The organism is Streptomyces hawaiiensis (assembly GCF_004803895.1).
GTDB lineage: Bacteria > Actinomycetota > Actinomycetes > Streptomycetales > Streptomycetaceae > Streptomyces > Streptomyces hawaiiensis.
In genome coordinates, this window is the sequence record NZ_CP021978.1 from 1,466,928 (window position 1) to 1,480,707 (window position 13,780).

General features: G+C 72.3%; 13 protein-coding genes and 2 pseudogenes. 8 read left to right on the top strand and 7 right to left on the bottom strand.

The window, feature by feature from the left end; translation table 11 throughout:
• Nucleotides 1-13: 13 nt before the first annotated feature.
• Complete coding sequence (locus CEB94_RS06765) at nucleotides 14-1,867, bottom strand: RICIN domain-containing protein (RefSeq protein WP_246111747.1); 1,854 nt, start codon at nucleotides 1,865-1,867, stop codon at nucleotides 14-16.
• 353 nt (nucleotides 1,868-2,220) lie between these two features.
• Here CEB94_RS06765 and galU point away from each other — a divergent pair, with 353 nt between their 5' ends.
• Nucleotides 2,221-3,168: a UTP--glucose-1-phosphate uridylyltransferase GalU gene (gene galU, locus CEB94_RS06770; protein ID WP_175431297.1), complete on the top strand. Its 948-nt coding sequence runs from the start codon at nucleotides 2,221-2,223 to the stop codon at nucleotides 3,166-3,168.
• Between the two features lie 51 nt (nucleotides 3,169-3,219).
• Here the strand turns inward: galU and CEB94_RS06775 are convergent, their stop codons facing one another.
• Nucleotides 3,220-3,657: a DUF4442 domain-containing protein gene (locus CEB94_RS06775; RefSeq protein ID WP_175436920.1), complete on the bottom strand. Its 438-nt coding sequence runs from the start codon at nucleotides 3,655-3,657 to the stop codon at nucleotides 3,220-3,222.
• A 174-nt stretch (nucleotides 3,658-3,831) separates the two neighbouring features.
• On the opposite strand from CEB94_RS06775, the gene CEB94_RS06780 reads away from it, so the two are divergent.
• A complete protein-coding gene (locus CEB94_RS06780; protein ID WP_175431298.1) occupies nucleotides 3,832-4,839 on the top strand; it encodes a DUF8017 domain-containing protein in 1,008 nt (335 codons plus the stop codon).
• A gap of 69 nt (nucleotides 4,840-4,908) precedes the next feature.
• On the opposite strand, the gene CEB94_RS06785 is transcribed toward CEB94_RS06780, so the two are convergent.
• The 3 genes from CEB94_RS06785 to tuf all read right to left on the bottom strand — a co-directional run bounded on the left by CEB94_RS06785 (nucleotide 4,909) and on the right by tuf (nucleotide 7,727).
• Nucleotides 4,909-5,238: a hypothetical protein gene (locus tag CEB94_RS06785; protein WP_175431299.1), complete on the bottom strand. Its 330-nt coding sequence runs from the start codon at nucleotides 5,236-5,238 to the stop codon at nucleotides 4,909-4,911.
• 384 nt (nucleotides 5,239-5,622) lie between these two features.
• Nucleotides 5,623-6,468, bottom strand: coding sequence for a spermidine synthase (locus tag CEB94_RS06790; protein WP_175431300.1), 846 nt, complete (start codon nucleotides 6,466-6,468; stop codon nucleotides 5,623-5,625).
• Nucleotides 6,469-6,557: 89 nt separating this feature from the next.
• Nucleotides 6,558-7,727 (bottom strand): elongation factor Tu, encoded by a 1,170-nt coding sequence (tuf, locus tag CEB94_RS06795; protein WP_175431301.1) that lies wholly within the window; start codon nucleotides 7,725-7,727, stop codon nucleotides 6,558-6,560.
• Nucleotides 7,728-8,067: 340 nt separating this feature from the next.
• Here tuf and CEB94_RS06800 point away from each other — a divergent pair, with 340 nt between their 5' ends.
• The gene (locus CEB94_RS06800) at nucleotides 8,068-8,859 is read left to right on the top strand and encodes a TVP38/TMEM64 family protein (RefSeq protein ID WP_175431302.1); all 792 of its coding nucleotides are present in this window, start codon (nucleotides 8,068-8,070) and stop codon (nucleotides 8,857-8,859) included.
• A 39-nt stretch (nucleotides 8,860-8,898) separates the two neighbouring features.
• Here CEB94_RS06800 and CEB94_RS06805 read toward each other — a convergent pair.
• Nucleotides 8,899-9,044, bottom strand: a pseudogene (locus CEB94_RS06805) (steroid 3-ketoacyl-CoA thiolase); the annotation flags it as partial.
• Here CEB94_RS06805 and CEB94_RS06810 point away from each other — a divergent pair.
• From CEB94_RS06810 to lnt, 5 genes and pseudogenes are all read left to right on the top strand, one after another.
• Nucleotides 9,003-9,351: pseudogene (locus CEB94_RS06810) on the top strand (winged helix-turn-helix transcriptional regulator); the annotation flags it as partial. The pseudogenes CEB94_RS06805 and CEB94_RS06810 sit on opposite strands and share 42 nt — an antisense overlap.
• Nucleotides 9,352-9,508: 157 nt before the next feature.
• Nucleotides 9,509-10,384: an undecaprenyl-diphosphate phosphatase gene (locus tag CEB94_RS06815; RefSeq protein ID WP_175431303.1), complete on the top strand. Its 876-nt coding sequence runs from the start codon at nucleotides 9,509-9,511 to the stop codon at nucleotides 10,382-10,384.
• A 98-nt stretch (nucleotides 10,385-10,482) separates the two neighbouring features.
• Nucleotides 10,483-10,662 (top strand): hypothetical protein, encoded by a 180-nt coding sequence (locus tag CEB94_RS06820; RefSeq protein WP_031143280.1) that lies wholly within the window; start codon nucleotides 10,483-10,485, stop codon nucleotides 10,660-10,662.
• 181 nt (nucleotides 10,663-10,843) lie between these two features.
• Complete coding sequence (locus CEB94_RS06825; protein ID WP_175431304.1) at nucleotides 10,844-11,314, top strand: nuclear transport factor 2 family protein; 471 nt, start codon at nucleotides 10,844-10,846, stop codon at nucleotides 11,312-11,314.
• Nucleotides 11,315-11,382: 68 nt separating this feature from the next.
• Nucleotides 11,383-12,948, top strand: coding sequence for an apolipoprotein N-acyltransferase (lnt, locus tag CEB94_RS06830; RefSeq protein WP_175431305.1), 1,566 nt, complete (start codon nucleotides 11,383-11,385; stop codon nucleotides 12,946-12,948).
• On the opposite strand, the gene CEB94_RS06835 is transcribed toward lnt, so the two are convergent.
• The gene (locus CEB94_RS06835; RefSeq protein WP_175431306.1) at nucleotides 12,872-13,777 is read right to left on the bottom strand and encodes a Gfo/Idh/MocA family protein; all 906 of its coding nucleotides are present in this window, start codon (nucleotides 13,775-13,777) and stop codon (nucleotides 12,872-12,874) included. The genes lnt and CEB94_RS06835 overlap by 77 nt on opposite strands.
• Nucleotides 13,778-13,780: the final 3 nt, after the last annotated feature.

Consider the following 13,780-nt stretch of genomic DNA (forward strand, 5'->3'; position numbering starts at 1 on the left):
ACCCCGGCCCGCTCTACGGCAGGGCGGCGGAGTGGAGTGCCGTCACGGCGTCGGTCACGGTGGCGGTCGCGGGACCGAGGACGTCGGGGCCGGGCCCCGTGTCGGCCTCGCCAGCCCCGGGGCCGGCTTCCTCGCAGCAGTCCACCTGCGCGAACCGCGTCTCGTACCGCTCCTGCGGCAGCTTCCCGGACGTGCTGGGCGGCGGTCCGGGCCGGTGCCCGGGCGGGGCTTCGCCGTACGGCCGCCGCGTGGGCTCCCGGCGGCTCTCGCGCGGAGTGTCCTCGGCTCGCTTCTGCCTGGACTCCCCCGGACCCCCGGGGGCGGACGACGGTTCCAGTGTCCAGCGTTGCGCCCCGGATCCGTCGCGGCCGGTGACGATCACGTCCCGGCCCTTGCCGGGGGCGAGGGCCAGCCCCTTGCCCCCGCGCGGCAGGAGTTCACCGCGCACGGTCAGGTCGTAGCGGACGACTCCGGCGTGCACGAGACAGCCGGCCAGGACGACCGAGCCCTCGGCCGTGTCGGAGGCGAGGCACAGGGTGGGGTCGGCGGTGCTGCGCAGTACGCCGTCGTCCTGGTACGACCACTGCTGGGACCCGCCCGCGGAGCAGGCGGCCAGCACGACGCGGGCGTCGGCCCGGGTCCGGCCGCCCGGGATGTCGAGGCACAGGCCGTCGGCGAGGTTGCGCAGCCGCCCCCGGGCCACTTCGGCGGGGTTGCCGGCGGAGGCGGCCGACGGGAAACCGGCGGACGGGGAAGCGGTGGACGAGGATGTCGCGGAGTCCGGCGGCACGGACGGGGTTCCCGCGCCGTCCGGGTCGACGGAGTGGCCGCTGACCGCGCCCCAGGTGGCCTGCGAGTCGGTGGTGCCGCCCTCCTCCGTCCAGCCCCGGGCGGCGAGCAGGGTCGCGAGCAGCACCAGTGAGGTCACCCCGACCGCGGCGGCCAGCGCCTTCGTGTGCCTCCTCGGCGCCCCGGGCCGGCCGGTCGCCGGTTCGGCACGGGAGCGCAGGCGGTGGCGTCCGCCGGCGGGCAGGTCGCCCCGGTCCCCGTCGCGGCCCGGCCGTGAGGCGAGGTAGCGGCGTGCGCCCCAGCCGAGCACCGTTTCGGCGAGCAGGTCTTCCAGACCGCCCTCGAAATGGCTGAGTTGTTCGGCGGCGTGACGGCAGTAGCGGCATGCCATGAGATGCCGCTGCACATCCGGCAGCAGGGCCCCGCCGCGGCGCATGGGAACGTCCAGCAGGCGGTTGTAGTAGCGGCATTCCTGCGTCGGTGCGAGTTCCCGGTGCGCCCGTACGCACCCCGACCGGAATTGCTCGCGCGCCTGCTCCAGGGCGGCCGACGCGGTGCCGGCGTCCACTCCCAGCAGACCGGCCGGTACGGATATGGACTCGGCCTCGACCTCCCTGTGCCACAGCAGGCATTGGGAAGCCCCCGGAAGACCGCGGAAAGCCCGCTCCGCGAGGCGTCGCCTTTCGGGTGTACCGGACCGGGCGGCGCGCAGGCCGCGGGCGCCGACGGTTTTGCGGAGTTCCGGCAGTACTCCGGAAATGCCGTCGTCCGCGGCCCACTCCCCGACCGTCTCCCGGACGGCCGTGAGCAGCCGCGGACGCAGGGCGCCACCGCCCGGCCGGGCCAGCTCCACGCGGAAGGCGGCGGCTGCCGCCATCGACGCGGAATCCTCCGAGGACGCAAGGCAGATCACGGCGTAGTCGTAGACCGAGCGCCAGTGCCGCGCCAGCAACAGCGCGACGGCGCGCGGCCCTTCAGTGGGTTCGCCGACCCGGGCGAGAAGATTGCGGTCGGACTCCGCGGGCCCCGCTCCGGGTCGTGGCGGGTACGGCGGGCGTGGGGGGTTGGGGGATTGCACGGAACCATTTCCTTCCAGCCGCAGAACGGCATGCGAATTGCGCGTCCGTCGGAAAGCAGGTGCGTGATTGGTGCATACCTATGCCGCGTCAGCTGCGGACCCGGCTGTGAGGCGGCTCACTTTCGCACACGCGACTCACAGGTAACAAGGAGTTCGGATGACCCAAGTTCAAAACGCGGGGAATTCAGATATGTTACCGGCGGTATCCGCACCGGCATTCGAAAAAACAGGGCAGCCGAGGGCCGCAAGTTGTGCGCACGCAAAGGCGGTTGGTCCACGAAATCTCCCACTTCACAGCGCGCTCCCACACGGCTCTCGGCGCGCTCTCAGCTCCGCGCGCCAGGGTGGGCCGCATGATCGCCCCCCACCCTTCCGCCCCGGCCGCCCCCGCCCGCACCGTCCGCAAGGCGGTCGTCCCGGCCGCCGGTCTCGGCACCCGCTTCCTGCCCGCCACGAAGGCGACGCCCAAGGAGATGCTGCCGGTCGTCGACAAGCCGGCCATCCAGTACGTCGTCGAGGAGGCCGCAGCGGCGGGACTCGACGACGTCCTGATGGTCACCGGCCGGCACAAGCGGGCCATCGAGGACCACTTCGACCACGCCTTCGAACTGGAACAGGCCCTCACGGCCAAGGGCGACACCGTGCGACTGGACGCGGTGCGCGACCCGGCGCGGCTGGCCAGCATCCACCACATCCGGCAGGGCGAACCGCTCGGCCTCGGCCACGCCGTGCTGTGCGCCCGCCGCCATGTCGGCGACCAGCCCTTCGCGGTCCTCCTCGGCGACGACCTGATCGACCCGCGCGAGACCCTGCTGAGCCGGATGCTCGGCGTGCGCGACCGCCGGCTCGGCAGCGTGGTCGCCCTGATGGAGGTCCCGCCGGAGCAGATCCACCGCTACGGCTGCGCCGCCGTCGAGCCGGCCGGCGAGGAGGACGTCGTCCGCGTCACGGGCCTGGTCGAGAAGCCGGCACGGCAGCACGCGCCCAGCCGCTACGCCGTCATCGGCCGCTACGTCCTCGACCCGGCCGTCTTCTCCGTCCTGGAGCGCACCCCGCCGGGCCGGGGCGGCGAGATCCAGCTGACCGACGCCCTGCAGGAGCTGGCCGCGGGCGGCACGGTGCACGGAGTCGTCTTCAAGGGCCTGCGCCACGACACCGGCGACAAGGCCGACTATCTGCGCACGGTGGTCAGGCTGGCCTGCGAACGGCCCGACCTGGGGCCGGAGTTCGTGGCGTGGCTCCGGCGCTTCCTCGGGGAACTGGACGGCGCGCGCCCCGGGCGCCGGGACGTGGCGGCCTGACATGCGAAAGCCCCGGCACCCGGCCGGGGTCCCGCACCCGCCACTACCCGGTCAGCCGTTGGGCCGCAGGGTCCACACCACCGTCATCTCACCGGTCACGGCGCCGTCGGCCCGCTGGATGGCGATGGCCACCGGGAACTCGGGGCGCTCACCGGCGTCCAGCTGGGCGACGACCTCGGAGGCCGGGCGGCCGAGGGTGGCCGTGGCGGTGACGGCGCCCATCGCCAGCTTCTTGTAGGAGATCTCGGCGCTGACGGCGAGCGGCACGGCGCGCGCGAGCTGGTCCCCGAACGCGGCCAGCACGATCGCCCCGCTCGCGGACTCGCCGAGCGTGAACATCGCGCCGGCGTGCGGGCCGCCCACGTGGTTGTGGTACTCGCCCTGGTCCGGCAGCGACACCACCGCCCGCTCCGGCGAGGTCTCGAGGAACTCGAGGTTCAGGGTCCGGGCCATGGGCACCGTGGCGGCGAGCATCTCGCCGATGGACATCTGGTCTGCGCTCATGGCCGAATGTTACTCACGAGTAGAGACGGCTGACCAGGCCGTGTGACGACCGCCGCATCGGTCCGCACGACATCCACACCGTCCTGTTCCCGGGTTGCTACGTCTCCGTCCACGGACAGTGGCCGAATCGTGTCCGGGGCGCGGCTAGGGTGGCTGCCCATGTGGCCAGGACAGCAGCCGCCCGGGGGCGAGCAGAACCCGCAAGGGAACAACCCGTACCAGCAGCCGGGGTACCAGCAGCCGAATCCGTACCAGCAGCCGGGGCACCAGCAGCAGCCCAGCCCCTACGGGCAGCAGCCGCAGTGGGGCACCCCCGCGCCGGCCGGCGCACCGCAGCCTCCGCAGGGCGGTGGCGGCGGCAACCGGACGAAGCTGGTCGCGATCATCGCCGCCACGGCGGTGGTCGTCGCGGCCGGTGTCACCGGTTTCCTGGTGCTGGGCGGCGACAAGGACGACACGGCGGACGGTGGCGGCAAGAACGGCACGGCGTCGTCGAGCCCGTCGGCCCAGGAGCCGAGCGCCCCCGCCACGGGCGACAACCCCCGCGGCGGTGAGGCGGCGCAGCCCACGGTCAAGGGCTGGAAGGTCGTTATCAACCCCAAGTGGGGCACCGCCTTCGACGTCCCGGCGGACTGGGAGGTGGCCTCCCCGACCTCGTCCGTCTTCTTCGAGGACGAGAAGTCGGACGACGGCAAACCGCTGATCACCATGTCGGCACCGGCGTTCTACAAGTCCAAGTGGTGCACGAGCGACGACAACAAGGACGGCAGGTCCGAGACCGAGTCCCTGGCCGGCGCGGGCACCAAGGGTGCCGACGGCGCCAAGGACACGGACGAGGTCGCGGTCAACCAGGTGGCCTGGTGGGTGTACGGCGGCTACACGCAGCCGGACAAGAAGAGCGTCAAGACCGACGACAAGGCCGAGCCCTACACCACCGCCTCGGGTGTGAAGGGCAGCATCGCCTGGGCGCACTCGGAGAACACACCCGACAAGGGCAAGTGCGCGAGCGACGGCAAGGCGGTCACGTTCGGCTTCAAGAACTCCGCCGGCGACTTCGTCGCGTGGAGCTTCTTCGGCGCCAAGGGCGTCAAGGGCGAGGTTCCCGAGAAGACCGTCATGAAGATCCTCAGCACGGTCCGGCTGCACGGCGAGCCGACCGGCGGCTGACCGGGAAAGAGGACGGGCCCGCCCCTGCGACAGGGGCGGGCCCGCTCACCGGAGCATCGGGGACGAGCCTCAGCCCTTCAGGTACCCGCGGTAGACCCAGCGCCCCGTGACGGAGTCCTCGTCGACACGGCAGCTGCCGATGCAGACCCAGGGGTTGCCCGCGGAGTTGGTGCACTCCCAGGAGGCGTGCACCTTGTTGTCCTTGTAGACGTAGCCGACCACCCTGGCGTTGGCCGAGAAGCTGGAGTGGACCGCGGCCTTCTCCTTGACGACCACGTAGTCACGTGACGACGGCTGGCACTTGAAACCGGCCGCCGAGGCGGAGCCGGCCCCCATGAGGGGCAGCGCGGCCCCCATGAGTGCCGCCGTGGCCAGCAACGTCGCAGAGCGCTTGTGCATTGGTTTCCTTCCCCGTTTCAAGGTCAAATCAAGATCAACTTAGCTAGGCGCGGACACGTCGCGCAATCGGTTTGGCAGGACGGCCCCGGGCCCTGCCCTCGGCCACTCTCGCTGTCCCGGTGCCGATCGGCGTCCTGTTCGGCGTCATGGCCGTCGCCGGCGCGGTGCGTGGCGACGGCATCGGCGGCCTGCCGACGGCCGCCCGTCTTGTCGGCGAGCGCTTCGTCGATCCGCGCCCGGTGTGCAGGTCTTCGACCGCAAGCCGGCCCTGGGGGCGGCGCCCGCCTGGTTGTCCAGGTCACACTGGCCGTGCTGTGCGTACCGGACGTACGCGAATCTGCGCCCCGGACCCCGCCGCCGGCCCGGGGCGGCACCGAACGCGCGTCAGCCGATGCCGAACGCTCCGTCGGGGGGTTCGGGTGACGGCACGGCGTCCGCGTCCCGCACCGCCCGCGCGTCCCCGATGAACTCCCGCAGCCCGGCGCCGTGTTCGACCCGGGCCGGGAAGACGTCGGCGGCGGTGAGCCGGGCCAGGGCGGCGACGTCGATCGCCTGATGCCCGGCGACGAGCACGGCGTTCCCGAACCGCCGGCCCCGCAGCACACCCGGCTCGGCGATCAGCACGAGTTCCTCGAAGGCGGTGGCCAGGGTGGCGAGTTGCGACCGCAGGAAGACGAAGGGCGCGGAGTCGGGGAGGTTGGCGAGATAGACCCCGCTCCCCCGCAGCACCCGCGCGGCAGCGCGGACGTAGTCGACCGACGTCAGATGCGCCGGCACCCGCGACCCGCTGAAGACGTCCGCGAGGAGAACGTCCGCCGAGGCGGCGGGAGCGTTCTCCAGCCAGGCCCGGGCATCCGCCGTGTGCAGGGCGATGTTCGCGCCCTGCGGAAGCGGCAGATGCCCGGACACGAGCTCCAGCAGCCCCCGGTCGGCCTCGACGACGTCCTGGCGCGAGCCCGGCCGGGTCACGGCCACGTACCGGGGCAACGTGAGCGCCCCACCCCCGAGATGCACCACGTCCAACACCCGCCCCGGCTCGGCCACGACATCCAGCACATGGCCGAGCCGCCGTGTGTACTCGAACTCCAGGTGCGCGGGTTCGTCGAGATCGACGTAGGACTGCGGCGCCCCGTCCACGGTCAGCAGCCAGGCCCGTGCCCGGTCGACGTCGGGCATCAGCTTGGCAAACCCATGGTCGACGGACCGGCCGACTGGTACAGGCTCATTCACCCCCTCATTGTGCCTGTGCGGCAACGCCCCTCAAGGGGCGCGGGGAACCGCGCGACCAGCCACAACGGCCCCGCGGTCCACCCGCGACCTCAGCCGACAACGGTCACGGTCCCCGCCCCCACGGTCCTGCCACCCTCACGAATGGCGAACCCGAGCCCCGGCTCCAACGGGACCTCCCGTCCCAGCTCCACGGTCATGGCAACCGTGTCACCGGGCCGGGCCACGGCCACCTCACCGAGGTCGACGACCCCGACCACATCCGCGGTCCGGATGTAGAACTGCGGCCGGTACCCGGAGGAGACGGGCCTCGTCCGCCCGCCTTCGCGAGCCGACAGGACGTACACCTGCGCCGAGAAGCGCCGCCGCGGCTTCACGCTCCCCGGCGCCGCCACGACCTGCCCGCGCCGCACGGCATCCCGCGGCACCCCCCGCAGCAGCAACGCCACGTTGTCGCCGGCCTGCGCCTCCTCCATCGGCTTCCCGAAGGTCTCCAGACCGGTGACCACCGTCTCGACGGACGCCCCGAGCACCTCGACCCGGTCCCCGACGCGCACCACGCCCCGCTCGACCGCCCCGGTCACCACGGTGCCCCGCCCGGTGATGGTCAGCACGTTCTCCACCGGCAGCAGGAACGGCGCGTCCAGATACCGCTCCGGCATCGGCACATACGTGTCCACCACGTCGAGCAGCGCCTCGATCGACGCCGTCCAGCGCGGGTCTCCCTCCAGCGCCTTCAGACCCGAGACGCGTACGACGGGTACGGAGTCACCGCCGTAGCCGTGCGCGGTGAGCAGGTCGCGGACCTCCAGCTCGACCAGGTCGGCCAGCTCCTCGTCCCCCGCGTCGGCCTTGTTGAGGGCGACCACGATGTGGTCGACGCCCACCTGCCGGGCGAGCAGCACGTGTTCGGCGGTCTGCGGCATGATCCCGTCGAGCGCGGAGACGACGAGGATCGCCCCGTCGAGCTGCGCGGCGCCGGTGACCATGTTCTTGACGTAGTCGGCGTGGCCCGGCATGTCGACGTGCGCGTAGTGCCGGGTGTCGGTCTCGTACTCGACGTGCGCGATGTTGATGGTGATGCCGCGCGCCGCCTCCTCGGGCGCCCGGTCGATCCGGTCGAACGGCACGAACGCGCCGCTGCCGCGGTCGGCGAGGACCTTGGTGATGGCGGCCGTCAGGGTCGTCTTGCCGTGGTCGACATGACCCATGGTGCCGATGTTGAGATGCGGTTTCGTGCGGACGTAGGCCGTTTTGGACATGGCTGTACCTCGAAGCTTGATCAGCGGAGAAGGAACTGGGACCCCGAGGTGCTGCCCGACCCTCCCCTTGCGGGGTCCGCCGGACGAACCGGAGAGGGTCAGCTTCGGGCGCCGTCGGCAACGGCCGTGAGAACGGCGACGGCAGCCTTCGGGGCATCCGTGACCACGGATGCTGCGAGGGTGAAGGCGTACCGGAACATGTCGTCGATCATTGCCGACGCTTTACCGCACGTCGAATGGTTTTCGGTTGCCTGCGCGGGGGGGTTGCGCACCGCCGGCTGTGACGCTCGTGAGACGAACCATACGGCGATCACACACATTTGTCGGTTAGTGTCACCGGATGCTCGATGCCACCACCCGCTCTGGGGGCACCGCCACGGCCTCTCCCCGGGCCACCGCCGCGGAGCTCGCCGTCGCCGTCCCCCCGGCAACGACCGCCTCGCCCGCCGTACCGAACCGTTTCGCCGCTCGCTGCTCGAGAGTTCTGCTCTCCCCGTGGTCGCGGTTGTCCCTGCTCGTCGTGCTGCTCGCCGCGGGCGCGTGCGGGGTGCTGCTGTTCGAGCCGCAGCGGCTGCTGACGGAGGGCTGGCCCCCGCAGCTCGGCGGTGCCGCGGCAGCCGCGGTGTTCGCGGTGGCGTACGGCGTGTGCACCGTGGCGTTCGTGCCGAGGCCGCTGCTGAACCTCGCGGCGGGCGCCCTGTTCGGTTCGCAGCTGGGCCTCGGCGTGGCACTGTCGGGCACGGTCCTCGGTGCCGGGATCGCCTTCTGCCTGGGCCGGGCGCTGGGCCAGGACGCCCTGCGGCCGCTGCTGCGGGGGCGCTGGCTGCAGGCCGCCGACGGTCAGCTCAGCCGGCACGGCTTCCGTTCGATGCTGGCGGTGCGGCTGTTCCCGGGTGTGCCGTTCTGGGCCGCGAACTACTGCGCCTCCGTCTCCCGCATGGGCCTGCTGCCGTTCCTGCTGGCCACGGGCCTGGGCTCGATCCCGAACACCGCCGCCTACGCCGTCGCGGGCGCCCGCGCCTCCGCCCCGACCTCGCCCGCCTTCCTGATCGCCCTGGCGTGCATCGCCCTGCCCGCGCTGGCGGGTGTGGTGGTGGCCTGGCGCAAGCGGCACCAGCTGCGCCGCCTCTGACGCGCCGTCACGCCCGTGAGGCTCACACCCGTTCCAGCCCATGGCGTTGGCGAGTCCGCCCGCCTCGCACATGGTCCGGAGCGCGTACCGGGCGCCCCGCTCCGCATCGCGTGCACCAGCGTCGTCGTGAGCCGGGTGCCGCTCGCACCGAGGGGACGCCCGAGCGCGATGGCCCCGCCGTGCGGCTGCGCCGGCTCGTCGACGCCGGGATCCTGGCCAAGCACCTCTACAGCGAGCGCCCGCCGGCGCTTCGAGTACCGGCCGCGCTCAGGCGTGACTTGAACTGGAGCCGGTGCTGATGACCCTCACGGCATGGGCGACCGCCATCTCCGGACGGACGGCGACCGTCCGATGCTCCTGGAGCACTCCTGCGGCCGGGCCCCCGCCCCGGCCGTCACCTGCCGGGCGGGCGGCGACGAAGTACGCCACGAGGACCTCACCGCCCGCCCCCAGACGCCCGGCTGGACGGTGACCGGACCCACCGCGACCTGATCGCCGCTGGTGGGGAGCGGCTTCCAAACCCCTGTGTCCGGGCGGCCTTCCGGGGACGCTACGCTTCCCCCTCGGCACACCTGATCCGGTTCATCACGACGGCGGCCCGGTGCGCCCGTCGTCCGTCCCACGATCGCCACTTGGACTTCGCTACCTCATGTCTTGGTTCGAATCACTCATCCTCGGACTCGTCCAGGGGCTGACCGAGTTCCTCCCCGTCTCCTCCAGCGCCCACCTGCGGCTGACGGCGGCCTTCTCGGGCTGGGAGGACCCGGGCGCGGCCTTCACGGCGATCACGCAGATCGGCACCGAAGCCGCCGTGCTGATCTACTTCCGCAAGGACATCGGGCGGATCATCTCGGCGTGGACGCGCTCGCTCACCGACAAGACGCTGCGCAGCGACCCCGACGCCCGGATGGGCTGGCTGGTCATCGTCGGCTCGATCCCGATCGGTGTGCTCGGCGTGACGCTGAAGGACCAGATCGAGGGACCGTTCCGCGATCTGCGGATCACCGCGACGATGCTGATCGGCATGGGCATCGTCCTGGGCATCGCCGACCGGCTCGCGGCCCGCGACGAGAGCGGCGGCAAGCACCGCGCGCCCAAGCAGCGCAAGGCCCTCGAGGACCTGGGCGTCCGGGACGGCCTGATCTACGGCGTCTGCCAGGCCATGGCGCTCGTCCCGGGCGTCTCCCGCTCCGGCGCCACCATCAGCGGCGGCCTGTTCATGGGCTACAAGCGCGAGGCCGCGGCCCGCTACTCTTTCCTGCTCGCCATCCCCGCGGTGCTCGCCTCCGGCGTGTTCGAGCTGAAGGACGCCACGGAGGGCGGCCACGTCTCGTGGGGCCCGACGATCTTCGCGACGGTCATCGCCTTCGGGGTCGGGTACGCGGTGATCGCCTGGTTCATGAAGTTCATCTCGACCAAGAGCTTCATGCCGTTCGTCTACTACCGCATCGTGCTCGGCATCGTCATCATCGTCCTGGTCAGCATGGGTGCCCTGAGCCCGCACGCGGCCGAGTCGGCGGGCTGACCCGCAGGGCCTGTGACCCGGGTCTCGTGACCAACCGCATAGCGATCGGGTAGCCGTCCGGTAGCGGGCTGTCAGTGGCTGCCCATAGGCTTGTCCGCATGTCCCCCGATTTCGTGACCCCTGGTTCCGTGCGGCCCGCTGCCGAGGTCAACGACGAGATCCGTGCGCTCTGGCAGCGCACGGGCGGCACCCTGTCGGCCGAGGAGCGCGCGGAGTACGAGCTCCTCGTCGTCGAGTGGGCGGCAGCGATCCGAGGCGGCGTCGTCAAGGCGGCCTGACCCAGGGCCTGCGTGGACATGGTGTGGCAGGGGCGTACCTCGAATCTCGGTTCGTTCTGATCGTCGGTTCGTTCTGATCGTTCGCGAAGGGCAGGCCGGGCCCCCGCGCCCCTCGGCGGCCACCGAATATCAACCACGCACGGCCCTTGGCCCGGCCCCCGCCATGCCCAACACTGATCCGATGACGCAGCGCGTGGAGCTCGCCACCGTGAGAGACCGACTGGCCGTCGACGAGTTGATCACCGACTACGCGGTGGCGGTCGACGACGGTGACTGGGAGGCATACCGGGGACTGTTCGCCCCTCGGGGGCGGGCGGACTACCGCTCGGCCGGCGGCATCGAGGGAGAGGCCCGGGCCGTAGCCGCGTGGCTCGCGGAGAGCCTGCGGCTGTTCCCGGTGCGGCAGCATCTGATCGTCAACCGGCGGGTGCGCTTCGGGATCCGGGAGCAGGACACCGGCGACACGGCCGAGGTCCGGGCCGACTACGTCAACCCCATGGCCACCGCGGGGTCCGCTCCCGACTTCGTGTGCGGCGGCCGGTACGCCTTCGCGGCCCTGCGCACGAACGAGGGCTGGCGGCTGAGCGAGGTGGTCGTACGGGAGATGTGGCGGCGCCTTCCCGAGCCGCGGACGGCACCTGTGGTCAACTGACCCGGCGTCCTGTGTCCTAGATCGTTCGCGGGGCGCACACTGGAGGCACCCGCGGGTAGGAGGCGCCTATGAAGACGCTCGGCCACTGGCTCACCTCCCCCTGGCGCCGCTCGGCGGTCGCGGCGGTCGCGGGCGCCCTCCCCGTCCTCGCCTACCCCGCGCCGTCCCTGTGGTGGTGCGGCTACGTCGCGCTGGTCCCCTGGCTCCTGCTGCTGCGCACCGCGCCGACCGGGAAGCGCGCCGCGTTCGACGGCTGGTGCGGCGGCTTCGGCTTCATGCTGGCCATGCACCACTGGCTGCTGCCGAGCCTGCACGTGTTCACGATCGTCCTCGCCGCCCTCCTCGGCGCCCTGTGGGCCCCGTGGGGCTGGCTGGTACGCCGTCTCCTGGGCGGCCTCCCCTCCGCGGGGCAGGTCACGGTGGCGCTCCTGGTGCTGCCGTCGGGCTGGCTGGCCGCCGAGCTGGTCCGCTCCTGGCAGGGGCTGGGCGGCCCCTGGGGCATGCTCGGCAGCAGTCAGTGGCAGGTCGAGCCCGCGCTGCGGCTCGCCTCGGTCGGCGGGGTGTGGCTGCTCAGCTACCTGCTCGTGGCCGTCAACGTCGCGGTCGCCGTCCTCGTCGCGGTCCGCCGGGCCCGGGTGCCCGCCGTGGCCACTCTCGTCGCCACGGCCGCCGCCACCTCCGCCGCCTGGGCGTTCTCACCCCGCCCCGCCGTCGACGGCCAGGTCAGGATCGCCGTCGTGCAGCCGGGCGTCATCGCCGGCCCGGACAGCCGGTTCGCCCGCGAGGAGCAGCTCACCCGCCGGCTCGCCGGCCAGGACGTCGACCTGATCGTCTGGGGCGAGAGCAGCGTCGGCTTCGACCTCGGGGACCGGCCCGACCTCGCCCGGCGGCTCGCGGACCTCTCCCGCACGACGGGCGCCGACATCCTGGTCAACGTGGACGCCCGGCGCTCCGACACACCCGGCATCTACAAGAGTTCGGTCCTGGTCGGGCCCGAGGGCCTGACCGGCGAGCGCTACGACAAGATGCGGCTCGTGCCCTTCGGCGAGTACATCCCGGCCCGCTCCCTGCTCGGCTGGGTCACCTCCGTCGGCAAGGCCGCGGGCGAGGACCGCAGGCGCGGCTCGCAGCCGATCGTGATGAACATCGGGGACGATCTGCGGGTCGGCCCGCTGGTGTGCTTCGAGACCGCCTTCCCCGACATGACCCGCCACCTCACCCGGGAGGGCGTCGACGTGCTGATCGGCCAGTCGTCGACGTCCACGTTCCAGCACAGCTGGGCGCCCGAGCAGCACGCGTCGCTCGCCGCGCTGCGGGCCGCCGAGACCGGCCGCCCCATGGTGCACTCGACGCTGACGGGCGTCTCCGCCGTCTACGGCCCCAGCGGACAGCGCATCGGATCGTGGCTCGGTACGGACGCCTCCGCCGCGCGGATCTACGAGATTCCCCTCGCCCACGGCACTACGCCCTACGTCCGCTACGGCGACTGGACGGTGCACGCGGCGATGCTGATCCTCGCCCTGTGGGCCGCCGGCGAGGGCGCGCGGACCCTGTGGCTCAGGCGGTCCGATCCTGAACCGCGCGTACCACCCGCTCGCACAGGTCATGGGTCTCCAGCGCGTCCCGGGCGCTGAGCACCTTGCCCGCCCGGACCGCGTCGAGGAACGCGAGCACCGCCTGCTCGATCCCGCGCTGCCGGGCCACCGGCACCCAGTCCCCGCGCCGCCGCACGGTCGGCTGGCCCTTGTGGTCGACGACCTCGGCGAGGTTGACGACCTGCCGTTTGGTGTCCTGCCCGGAGACCTCCAGGATCTCCTCGGCGGAACCGCTGAGCCGGTTCATCACCCCGAGCGCGGTGAAGCCGTCCCCGGCGAGCTGGAGCACCAGGTGGTGCAGCAGCCCGTCCCGCACGCGGGCGCGCACGGTCACGTCGTCGATCTCGCCGGGCACCAGGAAGCGGAGGGTGTCGACGACGTGGATGAAGTCGTCGAGGATCATCGAACGGGGGTCCTCCGGCAGCCCGATGCGGTTCTTCTGCATCAGGATCAGCTCGCGCGGATGGTCCGCGCACTGCGTGTAGCCGGGGGCATAACGCCGGTTGAAGCCGACGGCGAGGCTCACGTCCCGCTCCTCGGCCAGCGCCACCAGCCGCGCGGAATCGTCGAGCGCGTAGGCGAGCGGCTTGTCGACGTACGTCGGTACGCCCGCCTCCAGCAGCCGCGTCACGATCTCCGGGTGCACGACCGTGGGCGCGTGCACGAAGGCCGCGTCGAGGTCTGCCGCGAGCAAGGAGTCGAGGGTGGTGTGCCGTCGCTCCGCCGGGATGTGCAGGCCCTCGGCGACCCGGTCGAGCGTGGCGGGGGTACGGGTCTGCAGGTGCAGTTCGACCCCGGGCTGGAAGGCGAGGACCGGAAGGTAGGCCTTCTGCGCGATGTCGCCGAGTCCGATGCAGCCGACCTTCACGGG

Coding starts and splice junctions, on each gene's coding strand:
- CEB94_RS06785 (WP_175431299.1), bottom strand. CDS start 5,238: ATGCACAAGCGCTCTGCGACGTTGCTGGCCACGGCGGCACTCATGGGG.
- galU (WP_175431297.1), top strand. CDS start 2,221: ATGATCGCCCCCCACCCTTCCGCCCCGGCCGCCCCCGCCCGCACCGTC.
- CEB94_RS06800 (WP_175431302.1), top strand. CDS start 8,068: ATGCTCGATGCCACCACCCGCTCTGGGGGCACCGCCACGGCCTCTCCC.
- tuf (WP_175431301.1), bottom strand. CDS start 7,727: ATGTCCAAAACGGCCTACGTCCGCACGAAACCGCATCTCAACATCGGC.
- CEB94_RS06820 (WP_031143280.1), top strand. CDS start 10,483: ATGTCCCCCGATTTCGTGACCCCTGGTTCCGTGCGGCCCGCTGCCGAG.
- lnt (WP_175431305.1), top strand. CDS start 11,383: ATGAAGACGCTCGGCCACTGGCTCACCTCCCCCTGGCGCCGCTCGGCG.
- CEB94_RS06815 (WP_175431303.1), top strand. CDS start 9,509: ATGTCTTGGTTCGAATCACTCATCCTCGGACTCGTCCAGGGGCTGACC.
- CEB94_RS06825 (WP_175431304.1), top strand. CDS start 10,844: ATGACGCAGCGCGTGGAGCTCGCCACCGTGAGAGACCGACTGGCCGTC.
- CEB94_RS06780 (WP_175431298.1), top strand. CDS start 3,832: ATGTGGCCAGGACAGCAGCCGCCCGGGGGCGAGCAGAACCCGCAAGGG.
- CEB94_RS06775 (WP_175436920.1), bottom strand. CDS start 3,657: ATGTCCATCGGCGAGATGCTCGCCGCCACGGTGCCCATGGCCCGGACC.